Origin of the sequence: Pedobacter suwonensis, from assembly GCF_044762335.1 — a bacterium.
Classification (GTDB): domain Bacteria; phylum Bacteroidota; class Bacteroidia; order Sphingobacteriales; family Sphingobacteriaceae; genus Pedobacter.
This window is the reverse complement of sequence record NZ_JBIWEB010000002.1, coordinates 78,241-104,317: the sequence shown is the minus strand read 5'-3', so window position 1 is coordinate 104,317 and position 26,077 is coordinate 78,241. Positions and strand designations below refer to the sequence as shown.

The 26,077-nt window shown below is 39.1% G+C and carries 22 protein-coding genes; 14 read left to right on the top strand and 8 right to left on the bottom strand.

The genetic code is table 11. The features are described from left to right. Window positions 1-45 precede the first annotated feature (45 nt). Entirely contained in the window at window positions 46-1,212 is a 1,167-nt protein-coding gene (locus ACIQXP_RS04075) for an RsiV family protein (RefSeq protein ID WP_387504573.1), read from the top strand. Window positions 1,213-1,311: 99 nt separating this feature from the next. Here ACIQXP_RS04075 and ACIQXP_RS04070 read toward each other — a convergent pair whose 3' ends face one another. The 3 genes from ACIQXP_RS04070 to ACIQXP_RS04060 all read right to left on the bottom strand — a co-directional run bounded on the left by ACIQXP_RS04070 (window position 1,312) and on the right by ACIQXP_RS04060 (window position 3,271). Further along, the gene (locus ACIQXP_RS04070; protein ID WP_293741546.1) at window positions 1,312-1,764 is read right to left on the bottom strand and encodes a 3-oxoacyl-ACP synthase; all 453 of its coding nucleotides are present in this window, start codon (window positions 1,762-1,764) and stop codon (window positions 1,312-1,314) included. Between the two features lie 196 nt (window positions 1,765-1,960). After that, entirely contained in the window at window positions 1,961-2,536 is a 576-nt protein-coding gene (locus ACIQXP_RS04065; protein WP_293741545.1) for a nitroreductase family protein, read from the bottom strand. A gap of 174 nt (window positions 2,537-2,710) precedes the next feature. Beyond that, window positions 2,711-3,271 carry a hypothetical protein gene (locus tag ACIQXP_RS04060; protein ID WP_387504572.1) on the bottom strand — a complete coding sequence of 187 codons (561 nt, stop codon included), beginning with the start codon at window positions 3,269-3,271 and terminating at the stop codon, window positions 2,711-2,713. Window positions 3,272-4,126: 855 nt separating this feature from the next. On the opposite strand from ACIQXP_RS04060, the gene ACIQXP_RS04055 reads away from it, so the two are divergent. The 7 genes from ACIQXP_RS04055 (at window position 4,127) to ACIQXP_RS04025 (ending at window position 10,465) form a co-directional block, all read left to right on the top strand. Next, complete coding sequence (locus ACIQXP_RS04055; RefSeq protein ID WP_090987794.1) at window positions 4,127-5,749, top strand: ABC-F family ATP-binding cassette domain-containing protein; 1,623 nt, start codon at window positions 4,127-4,129, stop codon at window positions 5,747-5,749. A 65-nt stretch (window positions 5,750-5,814) separates the two neighbouring features. Next, complete coding sequence (locus ACIQXP_RS04050) at window positions 5,815-6,471, top strand: hypothetical protein (RefSeq protein ID WP_293741543.1); 657 nt, start codon at window positions 5,815-5,817, stop codon at window positions 6,469-6,471. A gap of 138 nt (window positions 6,472-6,609) precedes the next feature. Continuing rightward, a complete protein-coding gene (locus tag ACIQXP_RS04045; protein WP_293741542.1) occupies window positions 6,610-7,305 on the top strand; it encodes a DUF4397 domain-containing protein in 696 nt (231 codons plus the stop codon). Window positions 7,306-7,421: 116 nt separating this feature from the next. Next, window positions 7,422-8,006: an RNA polymerase sigma factor gene (locus ACIQXP_RS04040; RefSeq protein WP_293741541.1), complete on the top strand. Its 585-nt coding sequence runs from the start codon at window positions 7,422-7,424 to the stop codon at window positions 8,004-8,006. Beyond that, window positions 7,999-9,222 (top strand): hypothetical protein, encoded by a 1,224-nt coding sequence (locus ACIQXP_RS04035; protein ID WP_387504571.1) that lies wholly within the window; start codon window positions 7,999-8,001, stop codon window positions 9,220-9,222. Before ACIQXP_RS04040 ends, ACIQXP_RS04035 begins: the two co-directional genes overlap by 8 nt. Before the next feature lie 43 nt (window positions 9,223-9,265). Then, on the top strand, window positions 9,266-9,895 hold the full coding sequence (locus ACIQXP_RS04030) for a Uma2 family endonuclease (protein ID WP_387504570.1): 630 nt from the start codon (window positions 9,266-9,268) through the stop codon (window positions 9,893-9,895). Between the two features lie 3 nt (window positions 9,896-9,898). Continuing rightward, window positions 9,899-10,465, top strand: a complete 567-nt coding sequence (locus tag ACIQXP_RS04025; RefSeq protein ID WP_387504569.1) for a Uma2 family endonuclease — start codon at window positions 9,899-9,901, stop codon at window positions 10,463-10,465. A gap of 150 nt (window positions 10,466-10,615) precedes the next feature. On the opposite strand, the gene ACIQXP_RS04020 is transcribed toward ACIQXP_RS04025, so the two are convergent. Both ACIQXP_RS04020 and ACIQXP_RS04015 read right to left on the bottom strand, forming a co-directional pair. Beyond that, a complete protein-coding gene (locus ACIQXP_RS04020) occupies window positions 10,616-11,122 on the bottom strand; it encodes an FKBP-type peptidyl-prolyl cis-trans isomerase (RefSeq protein ID WP_090987807.1) in 507 nt (168 codons plus the stop codon). Window positions 11,123-11,132: 10 nt separating this feature from the next. Further along, window positions 11,133-13,142: a thioredoxin domain-containing protein gene (locus ACIQXP_RS04015; RefSeq protein ID WP_387504568.1), complete on the bottom strand. Its 2,010-nt coding sequence runs from the start codon at window positions 13,140-13,142 to the stop codon at window positions 11,133-11,135. Window positions 13,143-13,271: 129 nt separating this feature from the next. Between ACIQXP_RS04015 and ACIQXP_RS04010 the strand changes: the two genes are divergently transcribed. Continuing rightward, window positions 13,272-14,255: a PDDEXK nuclease domain-containing protein gene (locus ACIQXP_RS04010; RefSeq protein WP_387504567.1), complete on the top strand. Its 984-nt coding sequence runs from the start codon at window positions 13,272-13,274 to the stop codon at window positions 14,253-14,255. Between the two features lie 68 nt (window positions 14,256-14,323). Then, window positions 14,324-15,421: a mandelate racemase/muconate lactonizing enzyme family protein gene (locus ACIQXP_RS04005; RefSeq protein ID WP_387504566.1), complete on the top strand. Its 1,098-nt coding sequence runs from the start codon at window positions 14,324-14,326 to the stop codon at window positions 15,419-15,421. Window positions 15,422-16,010: 589 nt separating this feature from the next. Here ACIQXP_RS04005 and ACIQXP_RS04000 read toward each other — a convergent pair. Further along, on the bottom strand, window positions 16,011-16,907 hold the full coding sequence (locus ACIQXP_RS04000; protein WP_387504565.1) for a glycoside hydrolase family 25 protein: 897 nt from the start codon (window positions 16,905-16,907) through the stop codon (window positions 16,011-16,013). A gap of 886 nt (window positions 16,908-17,793) precedes the next feature. Here ACIQXP_RS04000 and ACIQXP_RS03995 point away from each other — a divergent pair. Continuing rightward, window positions 17,794-19,020: an MFS transporter gene (locus ACIQXP_RS03995; protein ID WP_387504564.1), complete on the top strand. Its 1,227-nt coding sequence runs from the start codon at window positions 17,794-17,796 to the stop codon at window positions 19,018-19,020. Window positions 19,021-19,076: 56 nt separating this feature from the next. On the opposite strand, the gene ACIQXP_RS03990 is transcribed toward ACIQXP_RS03995, so the two are convergent. Then, the gene (locus tag ACIQXP_RS03990; RefSeq protein WP_387504562.1) at window positions 19,077-20,057 is read right to left on the bottom strand and encodes a glycoside hydrolase family 43 protein; all 981 of its coding nucleotides are present in this window, start codon (window positions 20,055-20,057) and stop codon (window positions 19,077-19,079) included. 1,228 nt (window positions 20,058-21,285) lie between these two features. Beyond that, window positions 21,286-22,656, bottom strand: coding sequence for a dipeptidase (locus tag ACIQXP_RS03985; protein ID WP_387504561.1), 1,371 nt, complete (start codon window positions 22,654-22,656; stop codon window positions 21,286-21,288). A gap of 290 nt (window positions 22,657-22,946) precedes the next feature. On the opposite strand from ACIQXP_RS03985, the gene ACIQXP_RS03980 reads away from it, so the two are divergent. The 3 genes from ACIQXP_RS03980 to ACIQXP_RS03970 are packed head-to-tail and all read left to right on the top strand — an operon-like array spanning window position 22,947 to window position 26,031. Then, window positions 22,947-23,924: an SGNH/GDSL hydrolase family protein gene (locus ACIQXP_RS03980; RefSeq protein WP_387504560.1), complete on the top strand. Its 978-nt coding sequence runs from the start codon at window positions 22,947-22,949 to the stop codon at window positions 23,922-23,924. Window positions 23,925-23,978: 54 nt separating this feature from the next. Further along, window positions 23,979-24,533 carry a PH domain-containing protein gene (locus ACIQXP_RS03975; protein ID WP_387504559.1) on the top strand — a complete coding sequence of 185 codons (555 nt, stop codon included), beginning with the start codon at window positions 23,979-23,981 and terminating at the stop codon, window positions 24,531-24,533. Then, the gene (locus tag ACIQXP_RS03970) at window positions 24,526-26,031 is read left to right on the top strand and encodes a PH domain-containing protein (protein WP_387504558.1); all 1,506 of its coding nucleotides are present in this window, start codon (window positions 24,526-24,528) and stop codon (window positions 26,029-26,031) included. The genes ACIQXP_RS03975 and ACIQXP_RS03970 overlap by 8 nt, the downstream gene beginning before the upstream one ends. Window positions 26,032-26,077 lie beyond the last annotated feature (46 nt).

Here is a 26,077-nt window from a genome sequence, read left to right as displayed (position 1 = left end):
TAACATCATAACCTTTAAACCTTAAAACATCATAATCACTACCCTATGAAGTATTCTTTTCTTTTTTGCCTTTTTGGATTAGCGATAATATCAGCTTGTAATAACAATAACAACCGGAACAATAATAGTGAAGCAACTGATGGTACAACCATTACTAAAAAAGCGCTTACGGGTAATTTCTACAAAAGATTGGAAGGCACCATAGCAGGCAAAAAGGTGGTGATGCACCTGCAAAAAGTTGATGATGATGATGTGAGCGGTTCATACTATTATGACGGATCATGGCTTAATCTCTCAACTGATACGGTAGTAGGAAAAGATAGTTTAATACTGGCAGAGTACAATTTTTATGAATCATACTTTAACCAGAATTCAAAGTCGCCACTTTTAAAGTTAAGATGGAACGGAAACGGTTTTGATGGTACCTGGGAAAGTGGCGATAAAACAAAAAAATACCCGGTAGCTTTAACAGAAAAATATCCGGAAGGCAGCTATCCGTTCAGTGCCGGAATTTACCAGGATTCAGCTAAAGCATTTGCTGACCGGCCAAAATCACCTGCGGCCGAAATCAGTTTCGAATATCTGGAAAGTAAAAGCAAGGATGAAAAGGGCAAATGGCTGGACGCAGAACTTAAAAAAATCTTCGGTCTGGCACAGGTAGATCGCTCAAGCGGATTCAGAAATATTGCTTCTGACTATTTTAAAGATTATAAACTGCAGGTTGCTGAACAATCAAAAAATGGCCGCGGAGATGATTTTGAGGCCTGGATGAATTACACCAATAATAGCCAGCAAACAATTAACTATAATGATAATGGCTATGTGGTGATCGATTTCCTTGCTGATGCATATACCGGCGGCGCACATGGCAATTATAGCAGCACGATGTTCTGTTTAGATGTACAGAACAAAAAACAACTGGTACTTAGCGACATTGTTAAAATTGATTCGAATACCTTACAGGGCATTTTAGAACGCAATCTTCGCAAAGAATACAACATAAAGACTAATGATGCTTTAAGCACGGTTCTTTTTGATGATTTTATTAAACCCAATAAAAACTTTTATTTCAATGCCAATGGTATTGCTTTTATGTACAATCCATATGAAGTGGCCAGTTATGCACAAGGGCAAATTGTTATATTTATCCCTTATTCAGACGTAAAGGCTTATTTGGTGCCGGCTTTTGCACAGCGGATGGGCATCAAGTAGTTTGCAGTTTAGGAGTTAACAGCCGATCATCAAATATCGGTTAATCCGTTAATGGTTAAACTGGTTAACTGTAAATTGAAAACCGCCAACTGAAATCTGTTACAGTATCTCCTTTACGATATATTCTTTTCCATTAAACTTAAAACTGTCATTTACAGCTTTTCCGACCAAAAACCTGCCAATCGGCGAAACCTGAGAAACAGCAAAAAATTTCTGTCCATCGGTATTGAGTTCCCCTGCACTAATGCTGATGTAAAAATTACCTTCAGTAGTGAGTACTAAACTCCCGTTTTTAACCAACCGATCTGATGCGACATTTTCAATCTGTTGTAAAGCAATTTTCTGCTGACCGGCTTCGTACAATAATTTATTGTTGCGATCCATCTCCTGCTGCATCATTTCTCGTGTAGTTTCATATTTGTCGCCAGCACTGCTTTTGGTGTCATCATTCGATGCCTGCCTGGCCTGTCGCAGCGAATATTCTATATTTTCGATCCTTTTTTGGATGAAAGAAAAACAGAGCTGGTAAAGTTTAGATTTTAAAGCAGACATATAGGTGACGGAGATGGATAATGTAAAAGGGTTAACGGAAAATGGTTAATGTAGGACGACCGGTTAATCATGGTATAAAGACTAAAAACTATCAAACTTCAACAAAGAACTAAACGACAGAATCAAGACTTTCTACTCAGAACTGCAAACTAAGAACTGCAGATTCAGGACTTAAGACTCAAGACTGAGGACTAAACTACTCCTCTATCCACCTCACCTTTTCTTCCATTGATGTCCGGTTTGGTGTCCAGGGTTTTTCGTTATGATAACCCATGTAAAATAAGCCAATACATTTTTCATTTTCACCAAGGCCTAAAAAATCGCCTAAATGATCAATTAACGGTGGTGAACTCCAGTATGCGCCAACCCGCAAGCTCTCTGCGGTTAAAGCCATATTTTGTACTGCGCAGGAAACTGCAGCCAGTTCTTCCCACTCAGGTATTTTCCCGCTTACCTGCATATTGATGGCAATAATACAATCGGCCTGACTTGTTTTTTCGGCAAAGCTGTCGTACTTTTTCTGTAAAAACTGTTGCGGACTAACCAATTCTTTATATAATCTTCCTAATTCTTCGCCTAATCTGGCCAATCCAGCTTTTCTGATGACAACAAAGCGCCATGGCTGGGTTAATTTATGTGTGGGTGCATAATTGGCTGTTTCTAAAATCTGGTTAATCACCTCAACCGGAATTTCTTTTTTGATATAGCTGGCAGGGAAAATACTGCGACGTTCTTTTATAACTTTCGAGATGATATCGTATGTAGTACTCATGTTGTAAAAATAGCTAAAAGGTGGAAGATTTTATAAGGTGGAAGGTTGAAGGTGTAGGGTTTAGGGCTAAAATCACCAAGATTTGACTTTGCGACAACTAAAAATTGGTTCATTGAATTATTGGTCAGTAGCTGATTGGTCATTAGTTCATTGGTCATTGGTAATTGAAAACCGTCAACTTCGAACCAAGAATTGCTTCCTGATCTGTTTAACCTTTGCAAAAAAGCCAATGCTTTCCTTATCAACCAGAAAATCCATGGTCTGTAACAATTCTTCCTTAATCCAGTTGTGTTTTACATTTAAATTGGCCAGGATATTAAGGCAGTGCGATTTTATAGCCACAGGAATTTTTTCATCAATCAACCAGGCAAAAACAACTTCAACCAAATAATCAGTATCATAATGTTCGATAATTTTCTTGATATCTATTGACGCATTTCTTTTCGTTATAAGGGCTAAAATCTTAACGTAATGCCTTAACGCCGATAAATTGTTCTGTTTCGGAAATTGCTCCAGGAAATAGAGCGCATGAGGTAGAAACTTTTGTTGATGGTTGATAAATACATTCTCCAAAATCCACGCCGCCCGAAATCCGATCTGTTGATCATCATAAAAACTTAAATCGATCAGTTCTTTTACCGAAAAAGTTTCTACTGAAGCGATGGCTGCTAATTTTTCTACTTTGCTTTTTTGAAGGGTAGTTTTTATGGTTTCGAGCAAGGTTTGATTTAGCATAAGGCTAAAATAAGCCTTTTGCTGGAGATAAACAGATCAAAGTCATTTAATAAATTCTATTTTTTGCTGCAAATTACCTTAAGATAGGTCGTCATTCCCAACTTGATTGGGAATCTTAATGCCTATGCTGCGTGCATTAAGATTCCCTTATGTGCTCCATCGTGTGGACAAAATTAATTATAATATTCTTCTATCGCTCTATGCCGCGAGGCATAGTACTTTGGAGCGCCAAAGTACTCAAAGCGCTTTGTCAATCCAGCAATGAGCCTTTTGCACAATCTCACGCGCATCAAAAAAACAGCGACACTTCGTTTTGTGTTCAATATTTTTTTAAAATTAAATCATCGGTTATGAACACAAAACCACTGCGTTTCAGGTTTGTTAGTGCCATTTTTTACTGTTGTGCGCCTGTTTTTTTGATTTCCCCGGCTCTTGGGATTGACAGCGTCCTTGGTTAAAATCCGTGCTTTATTAAAGTTGGTTAGCAAAACGCCTAAAAATACTTAAAAAAGGTGTGTACACACGATAGGCCTACGCGAGAATGACGTACTCCTTAATTTAATTTGCTTATTAAGTTTTAATTTCTGGAACTAAATTTTAAGCCATTGGCCAAAAGCTTCTCCCCGCAGTGAACTAAACCCGGTAGCAGCGAACACGGAGTGCAACGGAGTAAAGCGAATAACGGGACTTCATCTGCCACCAAGAACCAAACCATTCGTTTGCTAAAATATTTCAACTTTCTAAACATACAGCATTTAAACTTTCCAACATTAAAACCTTCAAACTTTACAACAGGCAAATGCCTTTCTACCCTCAACCTTTTTGCGTATCTTTGCGGCTTATTTCAATTATAGCATGATTTCAGTTTCTAATTTATCTTTACGGTACGGCAAACGCACATTATTTGAAGATGTTAACCTCAAATTTACCCAGGGCAACTGCTATGGCGTAATTGGGGCTAACGGCGCAGGCAAATCTACTTTTCTTAAAATTTTATCAGGAGAAGTGAGTCAAACCTCTGGTAGCGTAGCTTTTACTCCAGGCGAGAGAATGGCGGTTTTAAAACAAAATCACTACGAATTTGATGAGTTTTCGGTGCTTGAAACCGTAATGATTGGTCATAAAGAACTTTATGCCATCATGAAAGAGAAAGATGCCATTTATATGAAAGAAGATTTCTCGGAGAAAGATGGTGAACGCGCCGGAGAACTTGAAAATCTTTTTGCAGAAATGGATGGCTGGAACATGGAAAGCAATGCGGCAACCATGCTGAGCAACCTGGGCATTACCGAAGATAATCACTATAAATTGTTAAAGGAACTGGATAACACACAAAAAGTACGTGTGTTATTGGCACAGGCACTTTTTGGTAATCCGGATATTTTGTTACTGGATGAGCCGACCAACGATTTGGACATCGAAACCATTGCCTGGCTGGAAAACTTCCTGGCTGATTATCAGAATATTGTATTGGTGGTATCGCACGACAGGCACTTTTTAGATGCCGTTTGTACGCACATTGTGGATATCGATTTTGCTAAAATGAGTATCTATACCGGTAACTATACTTTCTGGTACGAATCAAGTCAGCTGGCTTTAAAACAGCGCAGCGACCAGAATAAGAAAATGGAAGATAAGGTGAAAGAACTTCAGGAATTTATCCGCAGGTTCAGTGCAAATGCTTCCAAGTCAAAACAGGCTACCTCACGTAAGAAAGCTTTAGATAAGATTGATATCACCGAAATCAAAGCTTCGAGCAGAAAATATCCGGCCATTATATTCAACAATACCGGTCGCGAGGCCGGCGACCAGATTTTACAGGTAGAAAACCTTGGTAAAAGCGGAAATGACGGCATATTGTTCGATAAAGTTACGTTTATGGTAAACAAGGGCGATAAAATTGCTATTTTATCTCAAAACAGTTTAGCTACCGCCGCATTTTACGATGTTTTGACGGGTAGAGATACCGATCATAAAGGTGAATTTAAATGGGGCGTTACCATTAGCACTGCAGATATCCCAAATGATAATACTGAATATTTTGCTGGTAAAGACGAAAACCTGGTAGACTGGTTGCGTGAGTATTCTGGTACCGATGCTGATGAGCAATTTGTTCGCAGCTTTTTAGGCCGTATGTTATTCTCGGGCGAGGAAGTATTGAAAAATGTTAAAGTATTGTCAGGAGGTGAGAAAATGCGTTGTATGTTTTCGAGAATGATGTTGCAACAAGCCAACTTACTGATGTTTGATGAGCCGACCAACCACCTGGATTTAGAATCGATCGAGGCCTTAAACAATGGCATGAAAGATTTTAAGGGGACCATATTATTTACCTCACGAGATCACCAGTTGACAGAAACTGTTGCCAACAGGATCATCGAAATTACACCAAAAGGTACTATCGATAAGTTAATGACTTACGATGAATACATTAACAATGCGGATGTTGCCAAACTCCGCGAAGAAATGTATTCCTAAATAAAACGAAAAAGAGTTTTGAAATGATATCAAAACTCTTTTTCTTTATATAACCAATTTAAATTATGAAAACGCTTCTCTCCGTCCTTCTCTATTTTATTTCTTTTACTGTTGTAGCCCAAAAAACAGACTCTACACACACGCATTACCGCTATGTACGCGGAGGTTTTATTGAGCACTCTACCGAGTTAAAATCACAAAGGGGAATCAAGAATGGCATAGCGACCATACTTGCAGGTAAAAAGAAATTTGCCACAGGCATGTATAAAAATAATGAACGAATAGGCCGCTGGCATTTTTTCTGTCCTTTGGATACCCTTGAACAGATATATAATTACTCAACTAAAAAGTTAGAATACAATGTACCAATTAAAGAGATAACATACGAAATTGATTCGCTAAAAGAGGGCGATAAAGTTAGTTATCCGGCAAAAATTGGTGGTAATTTATATGGAATGTACTTTTTAACTGAACGCTTTCGTATCCCTAATGAATTAAAACATATTAAAGGATTTCACAAATTGAACTACATCTTTACTGTTAGCGATAGCGGTAAGCTACTTAATTATGGAGTAAAAATTATTTCTCCATCCTACAACAAAACTGAAATTATTGACCTTGCTAAGTTTCACCCGGATGATCTAGCCTTCGTACCTGCGAAAGTTAATGGTAGAGCATTAAAAAGCAAATTAATTGTTAACGGTGATGTAACCGTCGATTAAGTCAAAATTCTTTAGCAAACCCAATATTATAAAAAAATAATTTCAGCTGTAGCGTTTTCATTCCCTTAATCGTTTTACAAGAAAAAAGCGTTAATGGCCATTAACCAGTTTTGTTCAGAAATTGATTTAAACATTAAAATGAAAACGGATTTGAAAAATTTTAGCACTGCGACAAAAATTATACTCTCTCTCCTTGCGATTACTTTAACAATAACAGCCTGCAAGAAGGATTTTAACAACGATCCGATAGAGGCTGCCGGTATTGGCTTTGTGCATGCATCACCGGGAACGGGTGCGCTTGATTTTATTTTGGATAACCAAAAAATAAACAGCTTTACGTACACAAAAGATCTTGGCTACTATGCGGCTTATCCAGGCATCAGATTAGTGGGAGTTGCCAAAAAGGATACCTTAAAATATTTAACGACAGCTAATGCCACTTTAAAATCAGGATCTTTTTATTCGGTTTTCGTAGTGGATACTTTAAAATCAACCAAACTTTTAATCCTTGAGGATGATTTGAAAGCACCTGAAACTGATAAGGCCAAAGTTCGTTTTGTAAACTTAAGCCCGGGCTCTGCGCCATTTGATTTGGCCATTGCAGGTACAGATGCACCATTGTTTACGGCAAAAGCTTTTAAGGAGTTTACCACTTTTAGCAATATAACACCAAATGACAGTTATACTTTTCAATTAAAACAAGGTGGAGCAGTTAAAGTGAGCTTGCCTGCGGTTAAAATTGAAAAAGGCAAAATTTATACCATCTGGGCTAAAGGTTTATCAAGCAAAACCGATAGTACGGGCGTTGGCTTGTCTGTGATGACGAACAAATAATATTTTCTCTACCTGTGAAAACGAAAATCGACACCGCCCAAATTGGGTGGTGTTATTTTCTTAAATTTGCCATCAGTTAACCATGATAAACCTTTTATAAATAGTCCCTTACAACGGTGATCAAAAAAATACTCAGTTTTGAGGAAATTTTAAAAGGCTGTGTAAAAAACGACAATAGCTGTAAAGAAATGATGTATAAATCATTTTACGGCTATTTAATGGGCATCATTTTAAGGTATACCAAAAACCCTTCAGATAGTGAAGAGCTTGTAAATGATAGTTTTATCAAGATTTTCAAACACGTTGGCGGATTCAAGGCACCCAAAAACCCGGAAGAATTACAACGATCGTTTAAAGGATGGATTGCGCAAATTGCTTCGCGGACAGCGATAGATAAGATCCGGAGTGCCAAAGTCCAGTTTTATGTTGATGATTTAGCAGAAAGTGAACATCCGGTTACGCAGGTATCTGTTGCCTCTGAATTACACGTTAACGATATTTTAAATTTACTAAATCACTTACCAGATACGCAGAGACTGGTATTTAACTTATATGAAATTGAAGGCTTCGCTCATGATGAGATTTCGAAGATGTTAAACATTCCTGAAAGTTCCAGTCGTGTTTACCTCACCCGTTCTAAAAATAAGTTACGTACCCTTTACCTAAATACCATGGTTAACTCATACGAAAAAAATGGATAAGGAATTAATTGAGCAGATTACCGCACAACTCCAAAACCATGAGGAAGCTTATTCTAGTGGTGCCTGGGAGCGCTTTTCGGAGAAAGAAAAAAAGAAAAGAGGCATCGCTTTCTGGCCTTTATGGGCTGCTGCTGCCCTTATTTTTATTGTTGCAGGTGTATTTTTTACGTTAAACAACACGGCTCAAAAGCAAATGGTTGTCATCACTAAGCCTAAAATTAAAAACAATGCTGCTCATGGCGGGCATACCGACACTCATCTTCATTCTAAAAATGATTTCGCGCATTTAAATAACAATACTAATCCCTCAACCAATTTAACCGCTGGTCGCGCCATTCAAACTTCATCAATTGCAAAACCTTCAACAGAACAGCGAAACGATTATTCACTTTTAAATGCATCTGAAGCGTTAGATCCAGTTAATCATAACCTTTTGGAGAATAAACTATCTGCGATAAATCTTTCAGGTTTAAAATCAAAACAGTTTGAAATCTTAACGGAAAAGAAAAAACCTCAGCCCTTCACTACACCAACAGATTTTGAGAAACTGCTGGCTCATGATAGCTACGTAAACCAACAGAAACCTGCCGATAAGTCGAGCGGGAACTCCAAATGGCAACCAGATGTGTATGTTGCCCCGGCTATGGGTAACGACAATAAGGTAACCATGAATTATGGGTTTTCTTTATCGTATGCCATCGCCAACAAATTATCGATCAGTTCTGGTGTATCTTATGCTTCTATTAGTACAACAGAATCATTAAATGCTTCTGCACCACAAACCTTATCGGGTAAAAATTTAGCATCAGTTGATGCTAAAGTGCGCGGAATTAATATTCCTTTAGAATTAAAATATAACATTAGTGATAAACTTTATACCAACGTTGGGGTTTCTGCCCTTGCTGTTTTAAATAATTCACAGCAAAACAGTTATATCGTCAATCAGGTTCAGAGTTTTTCTGCTCCGGCAGTTAATGGTTATGCCGATTCTAAAACCATGATTGTACAAGAAAAAAAGGTTGAGCCTCAACCCGAAGCGAGTATAGATCCTGATAAATATATCGGATTCTACAATTTTTCTTTGGGCTATAAGCAGAAAATCTCTAAAAAGAATAACATTGCCATCGAACCTTTTTTACGATTGCCCATGAAAACTTTCTCTAAAGAAAACCTTAACCTGACCAATGGTGGACTGCGGTTGAAAATTGATTTTTAAAAAAAACTAAGATATTTAGTATATTTGGTTAAACGCCTTATATATGAAAAATATCAAATCCTATCCAACCGAAGATGAACTACCTCCCGTTAAAACCCTTAACGAGATAGATTTTTCTGCTACTTACAGTTACGCAGATTATATGCGCTTCGAATTTGAAGAACGTTTAGAGATTATAAAGGGATACATTTTTGAAATGAGCCCTGCCCCTTCCAGGATGCACCAAAAAATATCTGGAAGGATTTTCAACCCTATTTACAATGCCCTAAATGGTCATCGATGCGAAGTTTATTCCGCGCCTTTTGATGTACGTTTAGCTAAAAAAGCGCAAGCTGACAGAGAAGTTTTTACCGTAGTGCAGCCCGATATTGTAGTAATTTGCGATCCGACTAAACTGGATGAGCGTGGCTGCATTGGTGCCCCGGATATCGTGGTAGAGATTTTATTACCCGGAAATAATAAAAAGGAACTGATCAATAAATACGAAGTCTACGAAGAAGCAGGTGTTAAAGAATACTGGATTGTGAGTCCTTCGCATAAAACATTTTTCAGGTACATCCTTGATGAAAATGGCAAGTTTCAGCCTACCAAAATGCTCACCGAAGGTGAAGAGGTGAACACATCAATTATGCCTGGTTTTAAACTCATACTGGATGAGGTTTTTAAAGATTAAGGTATGAAAAATATTAAACCATACCCAACTGAGGATGAACAACCTGCGTACAAGACGCTTAATGAAGTCGATTTTTCTGCTTTATACAGTTACGCAGATTACATGCGTTTCGAATTTGAAGAGCGCTTGGAAATTATTAAGGGACACTTGTTTAAAATGAGTCCTGCTCCTTCTCGAATTCACCAGGGTATTTCAGGCAATATTTTTGGACCAATTTATAATGCGCTAAAAAGTAAACCTTGCCGAGTTTATTCAGCACCTTTTGATGTACGCTTAGCGCAGAAATCGCAAGATGATAAAGAAGTTTTTACCGTTGTTCAGCCCGATATTGTGGTGGTTTGTGATCCCGCTAAATTAGATCAACGTGGATGCATTGGAGCTCCGGATATCGTGGTCGAGATTTTATCACCTGGAAATAATAAAAAGGAACTGATTAATAAATATGAAGTCTACGAAGAAGCAGGTGTTAAAGAATACTGGATTGTGAGTCCTTCTGATAAAACATTTTTCAGGTATATCCTGGATGAAAACGGCAAATTTCAGCCTACCAAACTGCTTACCGAGGGTTAAGAGTTGACTACGTCAATTATCCCTGGCCTAAAACTGATTTTGGAAGAGGTTTTTGAGGATTAAAAATGGGTATTAAAAAAAGAAGTCAAGTTTAAACTGCAATTTGCCATTCAAAACCTGACTTCTTTAATATCATTTATATTTTATTTCTTAGTGACCTGAATGACCGTCAGCACCGTGTGCATGACCGTGAGCCAATTCGTCTTGAGTAGCTTCACGAACATTTAAAATCACACCGCTAAACATTAAGTTTTTACCAGCCATTGGGTGGTTCAAATCTACAGAGATCGTTTCATCATGTACTGCAGTAACACCAGCTCTAAATTGGTTACCATTGTTATCCTGTAACGGAATCACATCACCAACATTTGGCAATTCGCCACCAGCCTCGGTAAACATCGTTTTTGGAAGATCGGCAAAAGCACCTGGATCAATATCACCATAACCATCTGCAGCAGATAGTTCAAATGAATATTCATCACCAGTTTTTAAACCAGTTAAATGCTCTTCAAATTTAGGCAACATCATGCCAACGCCATATAAAAATACTAAAGGATTTTGTTCGTCAGCTTTTTCTACAAAAACTTGTTGTCCTTCTTCGTTAGTAGTATGCAATTCGTAAGTTAACGCTACTACAGAGTTTGGTGAAATATTCATTTAAATTTATTTATTGTACATACAATAATGCTTCCTCAACAGTGTTAACCGGCAACTGGCATACTTTACTTCGGCAAATATAAACTTTTGTTTCATTGCTTTGCTTACCTTTTAACAGCGGTAAGTTACTTTTTGTTCCGCCCAATGTAATTTTGTTCGGAATATAATGGCTGCTTAATTCCAATTTAACAACATCCGTTTCTAAACCGGTAATGGCAATTTCATTTATGCCATAAATTTCATTTAGCAACTGGATGGCCCAATTGGAGTACGCAGAGCCATAACTTTTAATCTTGGGATGAACTGCAGCAAGCATTTCAGAAGCTTTTTCATTATATTTTTCAATATCAAAAAGCAATCCCAGTTTTTTTAAGTTTTGCGCCATTACGGAGTTCGAAGCAGGAATTACATTGTCCATCACTTCGTGTTTACGGGCAATTAAATCTTCACTTTCTGCAGACGTATAAAAAAACATGGGCGAATCTGGATCCGTAAAATTAGCGATCACATAATCGGTCAGGGATTTTGCCTCTTCCAACCATTTTTCATCAAAATCATATTCGTACAATGCAATTAAAGCCTCAATAAAAAAAGCGTAATCATCCAGGAAACCGGTAATAGAGGCCTTTCCGTTTTTATAGTTCCGGTATAAGCCGCTATTTTCTGATTTTAAGTGATTTAAAATAAAACGGGCTGCAGTTGAGGCTTTTTGATAATATGGTTCATGATTCAACACATCTGCAGCATCGGCCAGTGCTTTAATCATCATCCCGTTCCATGCTGTTAAACATTTATCATCCAAACCCGGCCTGATCCTTTTACTCCGCACAGCCATTAATTTTGTTTTGGCTGAGTTTACCTTATCGTAAAGCACCTCCGCCGTAATATCAAATTTTGCAAGTAAATCGTCATCGCTGATGGTTTTGCGCAAAATATTGGTTTGTTCTTCCTCCCAGTTACCCTCTTCAGTAATGTTATAATAAGCGCCAATTAGTTGGGCATCGTCTCCCAAAACCTGGTCGAACTCCGCTTTATCCCAAACATAGAACTTGCCTTCTATGCCTTCACTGTCTGCATCCAATGCCGAATAAAACAATCCATCTGTAGAAGTCATCTCCTCAGAGACCCAATTTATCGTTTCTACTACAGTTTGTTTAAAAGAATCGAACCTGGTACATTGATAAGCTTCGGCATACAAACTGATTAGTTGCGCATTATCATATAGCATCTTCTCGAAATGCGGCACATGCCATTTATCATCAACTGAATAACGGGCAAAACCACCACCAATCTGATCATAAATACCTCCCCTGCTCATTTCTTCAAGGGTATGACAAACCGCTGTAAAAACAGATTCATCATCTTTTAAAAAGCCATAACGCAATAAAAACACCCAATTATTGGGCAAAGGAAATTTTGGGGCACGGTTATAACCTCCGTAACCAATATCGAAATGTCGCTTCCAGGGATCGATAATTCCAGTTAAATGTTCCTGGGTATATTCCTGGGTAATATCTGCAGCGATGAACTTTTCACTGTCTTTAATGCCCGAAGTTAATCGCTCGGCATACTGAATGGCTTTATCAGGCTCATTTGCCCAAAGTGCAGCAACATTTTCAAGGATATTGATCCAATCGTTTTTCCGGAAATACGTACCACCATAAATCGGACGCTGATCGGGTAAACAAATACAGTTTAAAGGCCAGCCGCCGCTCCCCGTCATAAGTTGAATGGCATACATGTAAATCTGATCAATATCCGGACGCTCTTCACGATCTACCTTGATACAGATAAAATGACGGTTCATCACCTCGGCCACTTCATGGTTTTCGAAACTTTCCCGCTCCATTACATGGCACCAATGGCAGGCAGAGTAACCAATGCTTACCAGAATCAGTTTATTTTCAGATCTGGCTTTTTCCAGCGCTTCTGCCCCCCACTCATACCAATCAACCGGGTTGTGGGCATGCTGTAGCAAATATGGTGATGAAGCGTGGATTAAGTTATTGGTTTCAGACATGACTTGAAATGTAAAATGTAAGAAGGAAAATGGATTTTTTATTTCGAGGCGTAAATCTATTAATAATCTACAAACCTGTTCCGATTTAGTTTTTGTTTTTATACTTTAGTTGGAAATCTACCTGACGGAATGGAATTGAGCAAAAATGAGTTATTTGATGCCATAAAAGCGATTATCAGCCAATCTCGTTTGAAAGTATTTCGTGCGGCAAATTCTGCATTACTTGAATCTTACTGGCAAATTGGAAAACTTATTGTTGAAGATGAGCAGCAGGGAAAATTGCGAGCGGAGTATGGTGCTGCGACCTTAAAGACCCTTTCAAATCAATTAACTTTGGAATTTGGGAAAGGTTTTGATGAAAGCAATCTTCGAAATATAAGAGGCTTTTACAAGTCATTTCCAATTCGTGACGCAGTGCGTCACGAATTGAGTTGGACACATTACAGGCTATTATCCAGATTAGATTCTGAAGAAAAAAGAAAATTCTATATAGAAGAATCAATAACATCAAATTGGAACAGTAGAGAATTACAAAGGCAGATCAACTCTTTATCATACGAACGCTCCCTAACTGTACCAAACACGAAAAACCAGAAACCAAACATCCAGGATTACATAAAAGACCCTTATATTTTTGAATTTTTAGGATTGGATACTAATACTAAAAATACAGAGAAAACTTTAGAATCTGCAATTATAAACCATCTTCAGAAATTTTTACTGGAATTTGGAAAAGGTTTCGCTTTCGTTGCCCGTCAGCAACACATTGTAACAGATACTTCAGATTTTTTTATAGACCTCGTTTTCTACAATTACATTTTAAAATGTTTCGTAATCATTGATCTTAAAACAACCAGTTTAAACCATCAAGACATCGGACAAATAGATATGTATGTTAGGATGTATGATGATTTGAAAAGAAATGATGGCGACAACCCAACTATTGGCTTATTACTCTGTACCGAAAAGGATGAAACAATCGTAAAATATTCAATTTTGAATGATAAAAATCAGTTGTTTGCCAGTAAATATCTATTGTACTTACCAAAGGAGGAAGATTTAAAAGCAATTATAGAGCAAGACAGGCAGCGTTTTGAATTAGACAACTCCTAAACCCTAAACCTTACACCCTCAACCTTACACCCTAAACCCTCAACCTTCAAGCCTTCAACCTTAAAACCATGAAAATCACCCATACCGAAATATACCGCTTTAGCATCCCGATGGAACCTTTTGTAATTGCCACGGGAACCATGCATTTTGCACAGAATGTGTTGATCAGGATTTATACGGATACAGGTATCCACGGCATTGGAGAATGTTCTGCTTTCCCGATGATTGTTGGCGAAACACAGGAAACCTGCATTGCCATGGCCAAAGATTTCGCCGCGATTTTAAAAGGTAAAGATCCTTTAGAAATTCCGGAGCGGATGAACGATTTATTGGGTTATGCAGATCATAACAATACCATTAAAAGTGCTTTCGATATGGCTTTGTTTGATATTGCAGCAAAAAATGCAAACTTACCCTTGTATAAATTTCTTGGCGGAACCAAACGCACCATAGAAACGGACATGACCATTGGCATTGATACGCCAGCGGGAATGGCTACTACAGCTTTAAAATATAAAAGTCAGGGTTGCCGGATTTTGAAAATCAAACTGGGCAAAAAGGTACATGATGATATAGAAAGGGTAAAACACATCCGCGAAGCCGTAGGCGAAGATTTGATTTTACGCCTGGATGCCAACCAGGGCTGGAGTTTTGATGACGCTTTGTTTGCATTGGGCGAATTGGAAAAATACAATATTGAATTTTGCGAACAACCCATGCGCACCTGGTACGATGATCAATTACCTGAGCTGAATGTAAATTCGCCAATTAAATTAATGGCCGATGAAAGCTGCTATAACCACCACGATGCCCGAAAACTGATCAACAGCCAATCAACAACTTATTTAAATATTAAATTTTCTAAGTCTGGCGGTATACTAGAAGCGCAGAAAATCCATGAAGAAGCCTTAAAACATGGTGTTAAGTGTATGATCGGCAGCATGCTCGAAACCCGGATTGCTTTAAGTGCCAACCTGCATTTTGCATTGGCCAGTCCTAATGTTGAGTTTTTTGATTTAGATACAGCGCTATTGGGGCATTTAGTTGATCCAGTGGTTGGTGGCCTTACCTATAACGGTTATTTTCTGGATGTACCCGAAGAAATCGGTATCGGCGCCAAAGCTGATGAATTTTTCTTAGAGAAATGTGAAAGCTGGCTAGTGTAGTTTGGAGTTGGGTGTTTGGCGTTTGGAGTCGATTAACCGATTAAAAAAATTAAACTCCAAATCAATATCTATTCATTATTTATTAACGACGTACTGAACCTCTTAAACAGATCGCTTATCCTAAGGCTCCCAGCGTATGTACATATCTCCGGCATTTGTTTTTAGGCATTATGTTAGCTTGCTCTAAAAATACGCAGGTTTTACCGAAGTATGCCTATTTACCGATAGCAAGCAATCGGGACCAAGGGCCAGCGAAATCAAAAAAACAGGTGCAGACTTGAACAACTAGCATTACCAAACCTCAAACGCAGTGAGTTTTGTGTCAAAAGGAACCCACAACGTTCATCAACCGCAACCCGACAGAAAACAAAGTGCCGCTGTTTTTTCGATGCGTGCGGAATTGTGCAAAAGGCTCATTGCTGGATCCGATAGCTATCGGATGACGAAGCGCTTTGGGTACTTTGGCGCGACAAAATGTGCAGCATTCTTGAACACCGCTAAAAACAATATTAACTGTGAAAAACTACCATGCCCCGCGGCATAGAGCGGAAAAAATTAGGCTTATCGTTAATAAATAATGAACTAATGACTAACGAACCAACAACCTATCCAACGCCAAACTATCACCATTAAAAGCATTAAAATCAACCACATGGCCAATACCATTAATTTTGGCTTTATCCGAGTGTTGCCAAAATTTCCAACGGCTTTTATCCATTCTCAATTTTGGTTGATAATAGTGGGCAATCCATAAAGGATAATCATCAAAATGATCACCCAAATAATCTTCATAAAATTTAAGCCCGGTATAAATAATTGGCCTTACCTTGGTTTTCATTTCTACATAATTAAGGAAATCAGCAAGTTCAGCCCGCATTTTTAACGCCGAAACGCCATCTAACGATTCAATATCCACAACGGGTGGTAAATCACCCTTCTCGATATTTACCACTTGTAAAAAAAATTTAGCCTGCGTTTTACCATCCTTTTTAGGCCTGAAAAAGTGATAGGCTCCACAAATAATGCCTGCCTTTGGCGCTTCGCGCCAGTTACGCTGAAAATATGGATCGACCAGCATTAAGCCTTCTGTCGCTTTGATAAAGGCAAAACGGATGCTCACCTCATCCTCTTTCATTTCCTTTACCTTTTGCCAGTTTATTTTACCCTGATAATATGAAACATCAATGCCGTGAACGGTATATTTTTTAGGGATTTTAATGTTAAAACTTTCATAAGTTCGGTAATTCGGATCCTGCCCCCAGTCTCTAACCCAGCGCCAGGTAGCCACAAAACTTCTTAATACATAACCGTAATAAAATGGAGAGAGCAAAACCAACAATAAACCTGCAATAACCAACTTCAGCTGAACCGAAATACCACCTTTCTTTTTTCTGCTTGTTGAGGTTTTTCTGTTTACAGGTTTCCTAACGGCAGGTTTCTTGGCAACTGGATTTTTGCTTATTGGGGTTCTTTTCTCTGGCGGCATAGGTAATTTAATGCTGCTAAGTTGGGGAAAATGTGTGGAAATAAAAAAGGCGAGTTCTGTATGTGATCCCAAAGCTATCAGATGACAACGGTATTATAGCGAGTGCCTTAAACCCCTATCCGCCTATTGGCACCTTTCCACTGAAAGGGAAAGGACTAAAAACAAGTTACCGCACCCTGCAATATGCCCCATGCTATCTGCGCCCTGCTACCGGCCTCGCAGATTTCCGCCGGAAAAAGCACGGAAATCTTTGCACCCCCCCTTCATACACCACAGCCCAAGGCAGGATCAAAGCGAGCGCGAAGGAATCAATCAAGAGCTAAGAGCCTCGATGCTGCCGCAATAAAGATTTCCGTAGGTTTTTACAAGGAATTGCGTAGCAATCTTTTATACCTATAAAAATAACATTATCAGATAAAAAACGATGCAAGCCTTGGGTTTATGACCTTTTATCTGTTGTTTTTATCGGTTGTCATGCTTTCGCTGTGCTCAGGTTTGTTACTTTTGGGCCAAGCCAACCTGCGAAGCAAGCTTGAAGACCAATAAAAACATATACAAGCACTGAAAAAAGTAAGAGCCCTTCGGTGGCTAACCGAGGCAAGACTGGGCGAAAGGCAAAAAATAGCGAGCGCATTAAGATTCCCGCCTGCGCGGGAATGACGACCGTGTTATAGCGAATGCCGTAAATCCCTGTCCGCCAGTATGCAATTTTTCCCTAAAAAGGAAAGGATTAAAAGAGGATTCCATTCCTAACCACCCCCGCCCCTCCTAAATCAGGAGGGGAGTTCCCCTCAAAGTTCCAAATCGATTAATCCATGGATGTTATTGAATTAAAATGATTAAATAACAGCTGGCTTTTGGTATTTTTACCCCATCTAAACCCACCATGTTCAAACTTATCTTCAACACTTACAAAACATCATTCAGCGGATTAAGCAAAGAAACCTGGCTTTTAAGTATTGTGATGATGTTTAACCGTTGTGGCAGCATGGCGGTTCCGTTTATGGGTTTATACGTTACCCAAAGCCTGCATCGGTCTGAAATGGATGCCGGTTTAATCATTACCTTATTTGGTGTGGGCTCTATTCTAGGTTCTGCAACCGGTGGTAAACTAACCGATATGATCGGGTTCAGGCCGGTACAAATCCTTTCCTCTGTTATTGGCGGATTATTATTTATCTTATTTTCTACCATCAGCCATTTTTCTACGCTATGTGTGCTGGCTGTGGTGATCAGTTTCTTTTCTGAAGCTTTCCGGCCCGCCAATTTCACCGCTGTGGCACATTATGCAGCAGAAGGGACCATTACCCGCTCCTATTCACTTAACCGGCTGGCGGTAAATATCGGTTGGTCTGCCGGGATTAGTATGGCAGGGATTATTGCCTCCATTAACTACAAGCTTTTGTTTATCGTAGAGGGTTCGGTGAGTATAATCGTTGGACTGTCGATCTTGCTTTTACTACCTAAAGTGCAGGATTTTATCAAAAAAGCAAAAGAAAGCCGCAGCACGATGGTGATTTTAAAACCCTGGCAAGATGCCTTTTATGTAAAATTTATCCTTTTAACTACCCTTTTTATTACCTGCGCTTTTTTAATGTTCAGGGTAGTACCCGTATTTTTTAAAGAGGAATGGCATATTAACGAATTTGCCATTGGCATTATTATTGGCTTAAATGGCGCCATCATCGCCCTTTTCGAAATGATTATGATCAATAAGATTGAAAAGAAAAGATCGCCCATATTTTTCATCATTATTGGTTCAATTTTCTTTGCGGTATCTTACCTGGTGTTAAGTGCACCGATTATTTTTCATGTGCTATCGGCTGTGTTAACCATTGTAACCTTTACGGTTGGCGAAATGTTTGTACTGCCATTTATCAATACCGTGGTTATTAGCCGAAGTAACAAACATAACCGGGGTTTATATGCAGCGGGTTATACTTTAAGCTGGTCTTGCGCACAAGTGGTTGGCCCACTGGCTGGTTTTTATATTGCCAAACACCTGGGTTACAATTGGCTCTGGTTTGGGTTGGCCTGTATTTTATTGCTTTGTGCCTATGGTTTTAGCGTGATAGATAAACGCCAGCAACAAACGGTATTGGAAACAAATTAGTTTACAGTTAACCATCTGCTAACTGTAAACTACAAACTGATAATTGGAGATTACGGCTATTTAAATTTCTGTGCCTTAACGCCTTCTTTAGTAATTTTTACCGGTAAAATCATTCCATCTGCATCAAATTTCATTTCATCGATACAGGTTTCGCGATGGTTGCCATCCGTTTCGGTTAATGGCCTGCGGTGGTAAACAATGTAGTATTTATTCTTTTTCTCATTGATGATTAAAGAGTGGTGCCCCGCTCCTCTGGCAATGGTAGGGTCTTGCTGCAAAATTTTACCTACCCTTTTAAACGGGCCAAACGGAGAATCGCTTACCGCGTAGGCTACCGAATAATCTGGTCCGGTCCAGCCGCCTTCGCTCCACATGAAATAATATTTACCATTTCTGATGAACATATACGGCCCTTCTACATAATTATCGGGTGTGATTTCTTTAAAAATCTTACCATCATCAAAAGGCAAAAAGCCGGTAAAATCTTTATTTAGCTTGGCAATATTACAGTGTTTCCAGCCCCCATAAATTAAATAATACTGTCCGTCTTTGTCTTTAAACACAAACTGGTCAATCGGTTGTGCACCATTATGAAATTTATCTACCAAAGGTTTGCCCAAATGATCTTTAAATGGACCTTCTGGTTTATCGGCCACCGCTACACCGATTCCGCCCACCTCATTGTCGCTCTGGATATCGTTAGCACCGAAAAATAAATAGTATTTTTTATCTTTTTGCATAATGGCTGGTGCCCACATGGCTTTATTGGCCCACTTCACCGCGGCAGTATCTAAAACATGAGGATGTTTTTTCCATTTAACCAGGTCATCAGAAGAAAAGGCATCTAAAAAAACCTGTTCTTTGTACTTGGCAGAGTAGGTTGGGTAAACCCAGTATTTATTGTTGAAAACAGCGGCTTCAGGGTCTGCATACCACCCCGGAAATATTGGATTTCCAGATTGATTAATCGTTTTAGTATCCTGCGCAAAAGAAGTGAGCGCGGATACAAATAAAAGAGATGAGAATAAATATTTCATGGGTACAATTTAGAAAAAAATATGTGGTTTTAAAATTTGGTGATCGGTTTAACCGCAAAGCGCGCGAAGAAGAAACGCAAACAAAGCAAAGTTGGGCGCATATTGTTTTAACCACAGAGAAAACTGAGACGAGACACAGAGAAAACTGAGTTTGGCCATAAAGGGCGGTTTAACCGCAAAGCGCGATAAGAAGAAGCGCAAAGCATGCAAAGTTGGTGCATATTGTTAACCACTGAGGTAACAGAGATGAGGCACAGAGAAAACTGAGTTCGGCCATAAAGGGCGGTTTAGCCGCAAAGCGCGATAAGAAAAAGAGCAAAGAACCCAAAGTTGGGCGCATATTGTTTTAACCACGGAGAAAACTGAGACGAAACACAGAGAAAACTGAGTTCGGCCATAAAGGGCGGTTTAGCCGCAAAGCGCGATAAGAAAAGGTGCAAAGAATGCAAAGTTACTGAGTTTGGCCATAAAGGGAGATTTAACCGCAAAGCGCGACAAGAAAAGGCTCAAGGAATGCTGAGCTTCCAGTTTATAATGTTTTAGGAAAGCAAATGCAGTGCTTATCGGGTTCGGCAGCCCCGCTCCCGTTCCTGCTCCGATGAAGAATCGGGAGCATCCACTCAGATCGGGTTTAGGTGGCGAGGAATAGCAAGACTATCAATGTTTTAAGCAAATACCAGGAACAGGCCTTGCCTATCAGAACAGGCGACTGTTAAATAAACCCGACAGCAGCGGATAGCCCGGAATGGAGCGCAGCGAAATGAGGACTATAAGCGAATGGCGGGACTAAAGCACCCGTGAAACACAGACCGCTCATTTTCAAAAAATGGCAAAAAAATCCCTGCTGATTAAAAAATAGGCAGGGATTGGTCTTCGACTCCGCTACCATTGACAGACTCCAATAGAAAAATCGTCATTGCGAGGAGGAACGACGAAGCAATCTATCACGCTTATGATCCTTGCTTTAAAGATTGCTTCGCCGGCTGAAAAAGCCTTCTCGCAATGACGATGGCTCTTGGCCTTTCAATTTGCTAAATTAGCTGTCATTGCTATTGATTTATATCCAATAAATTATCCCTCAGATTGACAGTATCGACTTCGATCAGACTGACCATAAAATGAAGTTTATTAAAATCTTTCGGAATCAAATGAAAACGCAGCGGAGGAGTGTTCTACTAAAGATAGATCTACCGACTACGCTGCGCTTTGCTCGAAATAACAGATTTTATTATTTACTCAATTCAGCAAAATATTTGTGGAATAAAGGCAGCGTTTCTATTCCTTTATAATAGTTGTAAATATCATATTTCTCATTAGGCGAGTGTAGTGCATCGCTATCTAAACCGAAGCCAAAAAGTACCGATTTAATACCCAATACATCCTCAAACAAGGCTACAATAGGGATACTGCCTCCGCCACGGGTTGGAATAGCAGTTTTGCCAAAGCTATCTTCAATGGCTTTTTCTGCAGCTTTGTAAGCAATACTGTCTGTTGGCGTTACCACAGGTTCGCCACCGTGGTGCGGCGTAACTTTTACCTTAACATTTTTAGGGGCAATGCTTTCAAAATGTTTGGTAAAGATTTCGGCAATTTCTTCTGAGCTTTGGTTCGGCACCAAACGCATCGAAATTTTGGCATTGGCTTTACTTGGCAATACGGTTTTGGCACCTTCTCCGATATAACCACTCCAAATTCCGTTTACCTCCAGTGTTGGGCGTGTACCGGTACGCTCTAAGGTAGAATAACCTTTTTCGCCCCAAACTTCCTCAATATCAAGATCTTTTTTGTATTCTGTCTCATCATAAGGAGCAGCATTTAATGCTTTTTTCTCTTCATCTGATAGTTCTACCACTTTATCGTAAAAAGCAGGGATGGTAATATGGTTATTTTCGTCGTGTAGAGAAGCAATCATTTTACAAAGAATAGTAGCCGGATTGGCCACTGCACCACCGTAAACGCCGGAGTGCAAATCACGGTTTGGTCCCACTACTTCAACTTCCATATAAGCCAAACCACGTAAACCGGTTTCGATAGAAGGATGCTCCATGCTGATCATTGAAGTATCAGAAATTAAAACCACATCTGCTTTTAAACGTTCCTTGTTCTCATTTACAAAAATACCCAGATTGGCAGATCCCACTTCTTCCTCACCCTCAATCATGAATTTAACATTGCAAGCCAGCGTATTGGTTTCCATCATCAGTTCAAATGCTTTTACATGCATGTAAAACTGGCCTTTATCATCGCAGGCGCCGCGGGCATAGATTTTACCATCGCGCACGGTTGGCTCAAATGGCGGGGTATGCCAAAGCTCCAACGGATCAGCAGGCTGAACATCATAGTGGCCATATATTAAAACAGTTGGTAAAGCAGCATCGATAATTTTCTCGCCATAAACAATCGGATATCCGGCTGTTGGACAGATTTCTACGTGATCAGCTCCTGCATCCTTTAATTTTTGTGCTACATAATCGGCAGTTTTTAAAACATCACCTTTATATTTAGGATCTGCACTAACCGATGGAAAACGCAATAATTCAAACAATTCATCTAAAAAACGTTGTTTGTGCGTTTCTACGTATTTTTTAATCTCTTGCATAACAAAATTAGTTTGGGCAAATATAGGCTTTAGCAAATAAAAGGCACAGTAAACCATTAAATTATCATACACGCCGCCATAAAGCTAGTCGGATGGCTTATATTATACTGCAATTAACGATGTAAATAATGAATCATCCTATTATATTAAAATTTAAAAACCGTCTTTTAAAAGATACAAATCGTTTTATGTTTGTAAAAAAGAATAGCACAAACATTTTTTATATTTACTTTTTAGTAAATTGCGCAATTAAAAATATCCTTTAAATCCTGTACGAAAGAATTTTAACAATGAAGTTTAGCACGAAAGTATTTCTAACTCTGCTGCTGCTTCTTGTCATTCGTATTTCTTCGTTCGCACAAGGAACACCACCCCCTACCCGGGTGAGTTGCCCTGAAGCGGCGCAATATTATTCAAAAGACAGTATCAATATCGTAACTTTTGGCGCCAGCACCGTAGAGGGCGTAAAAGGTCTTGGTTTCCAGACCATGCTCCAGAACAATTTTATTAATTGTTATACCAACAAAATAGTCGATATTACCAATCATGGTATTGGTGGTCAGACTACTTTTCAGGGATTACTCAGAATAGACAACGCCATAGCCAACAGAACTGGTTTTATTGTAATTGATATGGGCATTAATGATGCTATTGCCATGACTACGGGTAAAGGAAGCGTAGCTGAAACCGTTGCCAATATGCGGTCGTTAATTACCGTGAGCCTCAAACAGAAGCTGGTTCCTATTTTGTGCACGCTACAGTTTGTGGATGACAGAACCATTAAGGGTAATATTGCGGTAAATATCAACATCAGGAATATCAATGCGGCTTACAGAAAATTAGCGGCAGAATATAAAATATACCTGGCTGACGTAAATGCAGCCATGAGAAGGGATTTTTCACTTTATCAGGATCCGTTTCATCCAAATGCGCGCGGTTACAGATTGATCAGTTATGTCATTTTCGACGCGATCAACAAGGCGATTTTTGATAAATTCCTGAAATTTACCGTTACGCAGAATTACCCGAATCCTGCATCCATGCAAACATTTATTGATCTTGTATTGCCTGAAGCGGATAAAATTAATGTGCAGATTTACGATTTAATGGGAAGATTGGTTAAAACAGTCGTAAATGAATACCTGAATGTAGGGAAACATACTTTAGACATCAATACCTCTACCTTTGTTCCAGGCATTTATTTCTTTAAGATTTCTTCCGATTCCGGCCAATACAACACCACCAAAAAGTTTATCGTGGCGAGGTAACAAAAGATTTGAATAGGAGTCTATATCCAGGGAATATGTTTTATACCTTTAACTATGCACACGGATACCACTTTCACCAACGAAGTTATAAATCTCGACCTTCTTCCAAAATATGAGCACATTCAGCTGAACCAGCCACATCGGGATTATTGGAAAATTATTTGTATCAATCTGACGATCTTTTTTGGTCTGCTGGGCATTCTACTGAGTATGCTGCTGTTTTTTGTTGATGAGTTAAAACCAAACGCTAAGTGGATGATTCCCCTTTATCTGGTGCTTTCGGTCAGCTTCTTTTTGCTTTTTAGGCTGAGTTTTAAAAAACGGGGATATGCGATCCGTACACACGACGTCATTTATAAGAGTGGGATTATTGCCGAGTCGACAACAATTGTTCCGCTAAACCGGATTCAACATATTGAATTGAACGAGGGTCTATTTTCAAGAATGTACAAGCTGGGATCGCTACAGTTATTTACCGCAGGTGGACAAACCGGCCATATCCATATTTCAGGTATTGCAATTGACGAGGCCAAACGCATCAGAGACTTGTTATTGAACAAATTAGAGCAGCTTGAAACCCCAACAACAGCATTGAATACCAATGAATAATGATTTTAGCAAACCACAGCGCGAATCGGCTTTGGGTATCGTCATCATGGGTGCGCACATGATGCTGAAAATTGTCAAGGCAACTTTTTTCCTATTCGTTATTGCCTTCGTCAAGATGTCGGGCACTTCTTTCGCCTACCTCATGTTGGGTATTGCTGCAATAATCGTATTCAGTTTTATATTTGCATATTTATGGTACCTAAAATTCACGTTCTTTTTAGATCAAGAAAAGCAGGAATTCGTGGTAAATAAAGGCATATTCAACCGCGATCAGGTCATTATTCAGCTTGACAAAATACAACAGGTTAACATTAACCAGAACATTTTGCAAAAAATTATAGGTGTTTATGGGCTGAAAATCGACACGGCCGGTGCGCATGGAGAAGAAGTAAGTATAAAAGCCATCGATGAAACTTCGGCCTATATCCTGAAAGAACACCTGTTGAACAGCGATACCACAACCGAAACACAACGGCAAGTTGACCTGAAAAATAACAAGACAGCAGAAGCACCATTTTTAAAAATAAGCTCCTGGACACTGTTTAAAGTTGGATTAACCTCTAACTATGGGCAAAGTTTAGCTTTAATTGTTGCTTTTTTTTATACCGTTATTTATGAGGGCAGGCAATTACTTGATGCTTTTAAAATTAACCAAGATCAAATTCAGAGCACAGTAACCGGGATGCTGACCATCGTTACCATTTTTATCTTAGTTGCGTGCCTGTTAATTGTACTGTTGATTGTTAACCTGGTTAGAACTTTTTACAAGTATTTTGAACTCGAAATTAGCGAACATTCCAATACGCTCTTGCTCTCATCGGGATTAATTGCCAAGAAAAACACCCTCGTTAGTCCAAATAAAGTTCAGATTACAAAATACAGCCAGAATTACTTTCAGAAAAAACTGAACATGCTGAATATGAGTTTAAAACAGGCTCATTTTGGTCAGAGTAAAAAAGGGCACGAAATGCAGGGAAACACCTTAGAAATTCCGGGGTGTAATGCTGGCGAACGCGATGAATTGCTGAAAATGATCTTGGGCAAGGTATCATTCAAGGAAAAAACCTTTATTCCCGACTGGCGTTTTCTAAACCTGCCTATTTTCTTTAAACTGGTTGTACCTGTATCAATCTTTTTGATCATTACCTTTAATGTACCGGAACTGAAACCTTATATTGGCTTTTCAATTGCCTATCTAATTATCGGTGTATTGATGATTTATATCAGTTACCGCCGGCACCGGATTTCAGTAAGTCAGGATTTCATAATCAAAACCAGCGGAATCTGGGACATTGCTAATGAAATTGTAATGCCTAATAAAATTCAGGCCATTACCACCTTTCAATACCCCTGGCATAAAGGAGTGGATGTTGGCCACCTCACTTTACATACCGCCGCAGGACAGATTCACTTTAAGTATGGCAATTACACCGAAATTAAACAGCTTGTTAATTATTGGTTATACCAGGTGGAAAGTAGAAATGAAAATTGGATGTAAACAAACAGTTGTCCGGCTGCCGGACCGAACAACGGTTATGCTTTAA

What these genes read in the sequence shown, in the direction of transcription:
- ACIQXP_RS04010 (WP_387504567.1), top strand. Translation starts at nt 13,272, where the DNA reads ATGGAATTGAGCAAAAATGAGTTATTTGATGCCATAAAAGCGATTATC.
- ACIQXP_RS04065 (WP_293741545.1), bottom strand. Translation starts at nt 2,536, where the DNA reads ATGAGTACTACATACGATATCATCTCGAAAGTTATAAAAGAACGTCGC.
- ACIQXP_RS03990 (WP_387504562.1), bottom strand. Translation starts at nt 20,057, where the DNA reads ATGAAATATTTATTCTCATCTCTTTTATTTGTATCCGCGCTCACTTCT.
- ACIQXP_RS04000 (WP_387504565.1), bottom strand. Translation starts at nt 16,907, where the DNA reads ATGCCGCCAGAGAAAAGAACCCCAATAAGCAAAAATCCAGTTGCCAAG.
- ACIQXP_RS04075 (WP_387504573.1), top strand. Translation starts at nt 46, where the DNA reads ATGAAGTATTCTTTTCTTTTTTGCCTTTTTGGATTAGCGATAATATCA.
- ACIQXP_RS04050 (WP_293741543.1), top strand. Translation starts at nt 5,815, where the DNA reads ATGAAAACGCTTCTCTCCGTCCTTCTCTATTTTATTTCTTTTACTGTT.
- ACIQXP_RS04020 (WP_090987807.1), bottom strand. Translation starts at nt 11,122, where the DNA reads ATGAATATTTCACCAAACTCTGTAGTAGCGTTAACTTACGAATTGCAT.
- ACIQXP_RS04015 (WP_387504568.1), bottom strand. Translation starts at nt 13,142, where the DNA reads ATGTCTGAAACCAATAACTTAATCCACGCTTCATCACCATATTTGCTA.
- ACIQXP_RS03985 (WP_387504561.1), bottom strand. Translation starts at nt 22,656, where the DNA reads ATGCAAGAGATTAAAAAATACGTAGAAACGCACAAACAACGTTTTTTA.
- ACIQXP_RS03970 (WP_387504558.1), top strand. Translation starts at nt 24,526, where the DNA reads ATGAATAATGATTTTAGCAAACCACAGCGCGAATCGGCTTTGGGTATC.
- ACIQXP_RS04060 (WP_387504572.1), bottom strand. Translation starts at nt 3,271, where the DNA reads ATGCTAAATCAAACCTTGCTCGAAACCATAAAAACTACCCTTCAAAAA.
- ACIQXP_RS04045 (WP_293741542.1), top strand. Translation starts at nt 6,610, where the DNA reads ATGAAAACGGATTTGAAAAATTTTAGCACTGCGACAAAAATTATACTC.
- ACIQXP_RS04070 (WP_293741546.1), bottom strand. Translation starts at nt 1,764, where the DNA reads ATGTCTGCTTTAAAATCTAAACTTTACCAGCTCTGTTTTTCTTTCATC.
- ACIQXP_RS04035 (WP_387504571.1), top strand. Translation starts at nt 7,999, where the DNA reads ATGGATAAGGAATTAATTGAGCAGATTACCGCACAACTCCAAAACCAT.
- ACIQXP_RS03995 (WP_387504564.1), top strand. Translation starts at nt 17,794, where the DNA reads ATGTTCAAACTTATCTTCAACACTTACAAAACATCATTCAGCGGATTA.
- ACIQXP_RS04025 (WP_387504569.1), top strand. Translation starts at nt 9,899, where the DNA reads ATGAAAAATATTAAACCATACCCAACTGAGGATGAACAACCTGCGTAC.
- ACIQXP_RS04005 (WP_387504566.1), top strand. Translation starts at nt 14,324, where the DNA reads ATGAAAATCACCCATACCGAAATATACCGCTTTAGCATCCCGATGGAA.
- ACIQXP_RS03975 (WP_387504559.1), top strand. Translation starts at nt 23,979, where the DNA reads ATGCACACGGATACCACTTTCACCAACGAAGTTATAAATCTCGACCTT.
- ACIQXP_RS04055 (WP_090987794.1), top strand. Translation starts at nt 4,127, where the DNA reads ATGATTTCAGTTTCTAATTTATCTTTACGGTACGGCAAACGCACATTA.
- ACIQXP_RS03980 (WP_387504560.1), top strand. Translation starts at nt 22,947, where the DNA reads ATGAAGTTTAGCACGAAAGTATTTCTAACTCTGCTGCTGCTTCTTGTC.
- ACIQXP_RS04030 (WP_387504570.1), top strand. Translation starts at nt 9,266, where the DNA reads ATGAAAAATATCAAATCCTATCCAACCGAAGATGAACTACCTCCCGTT.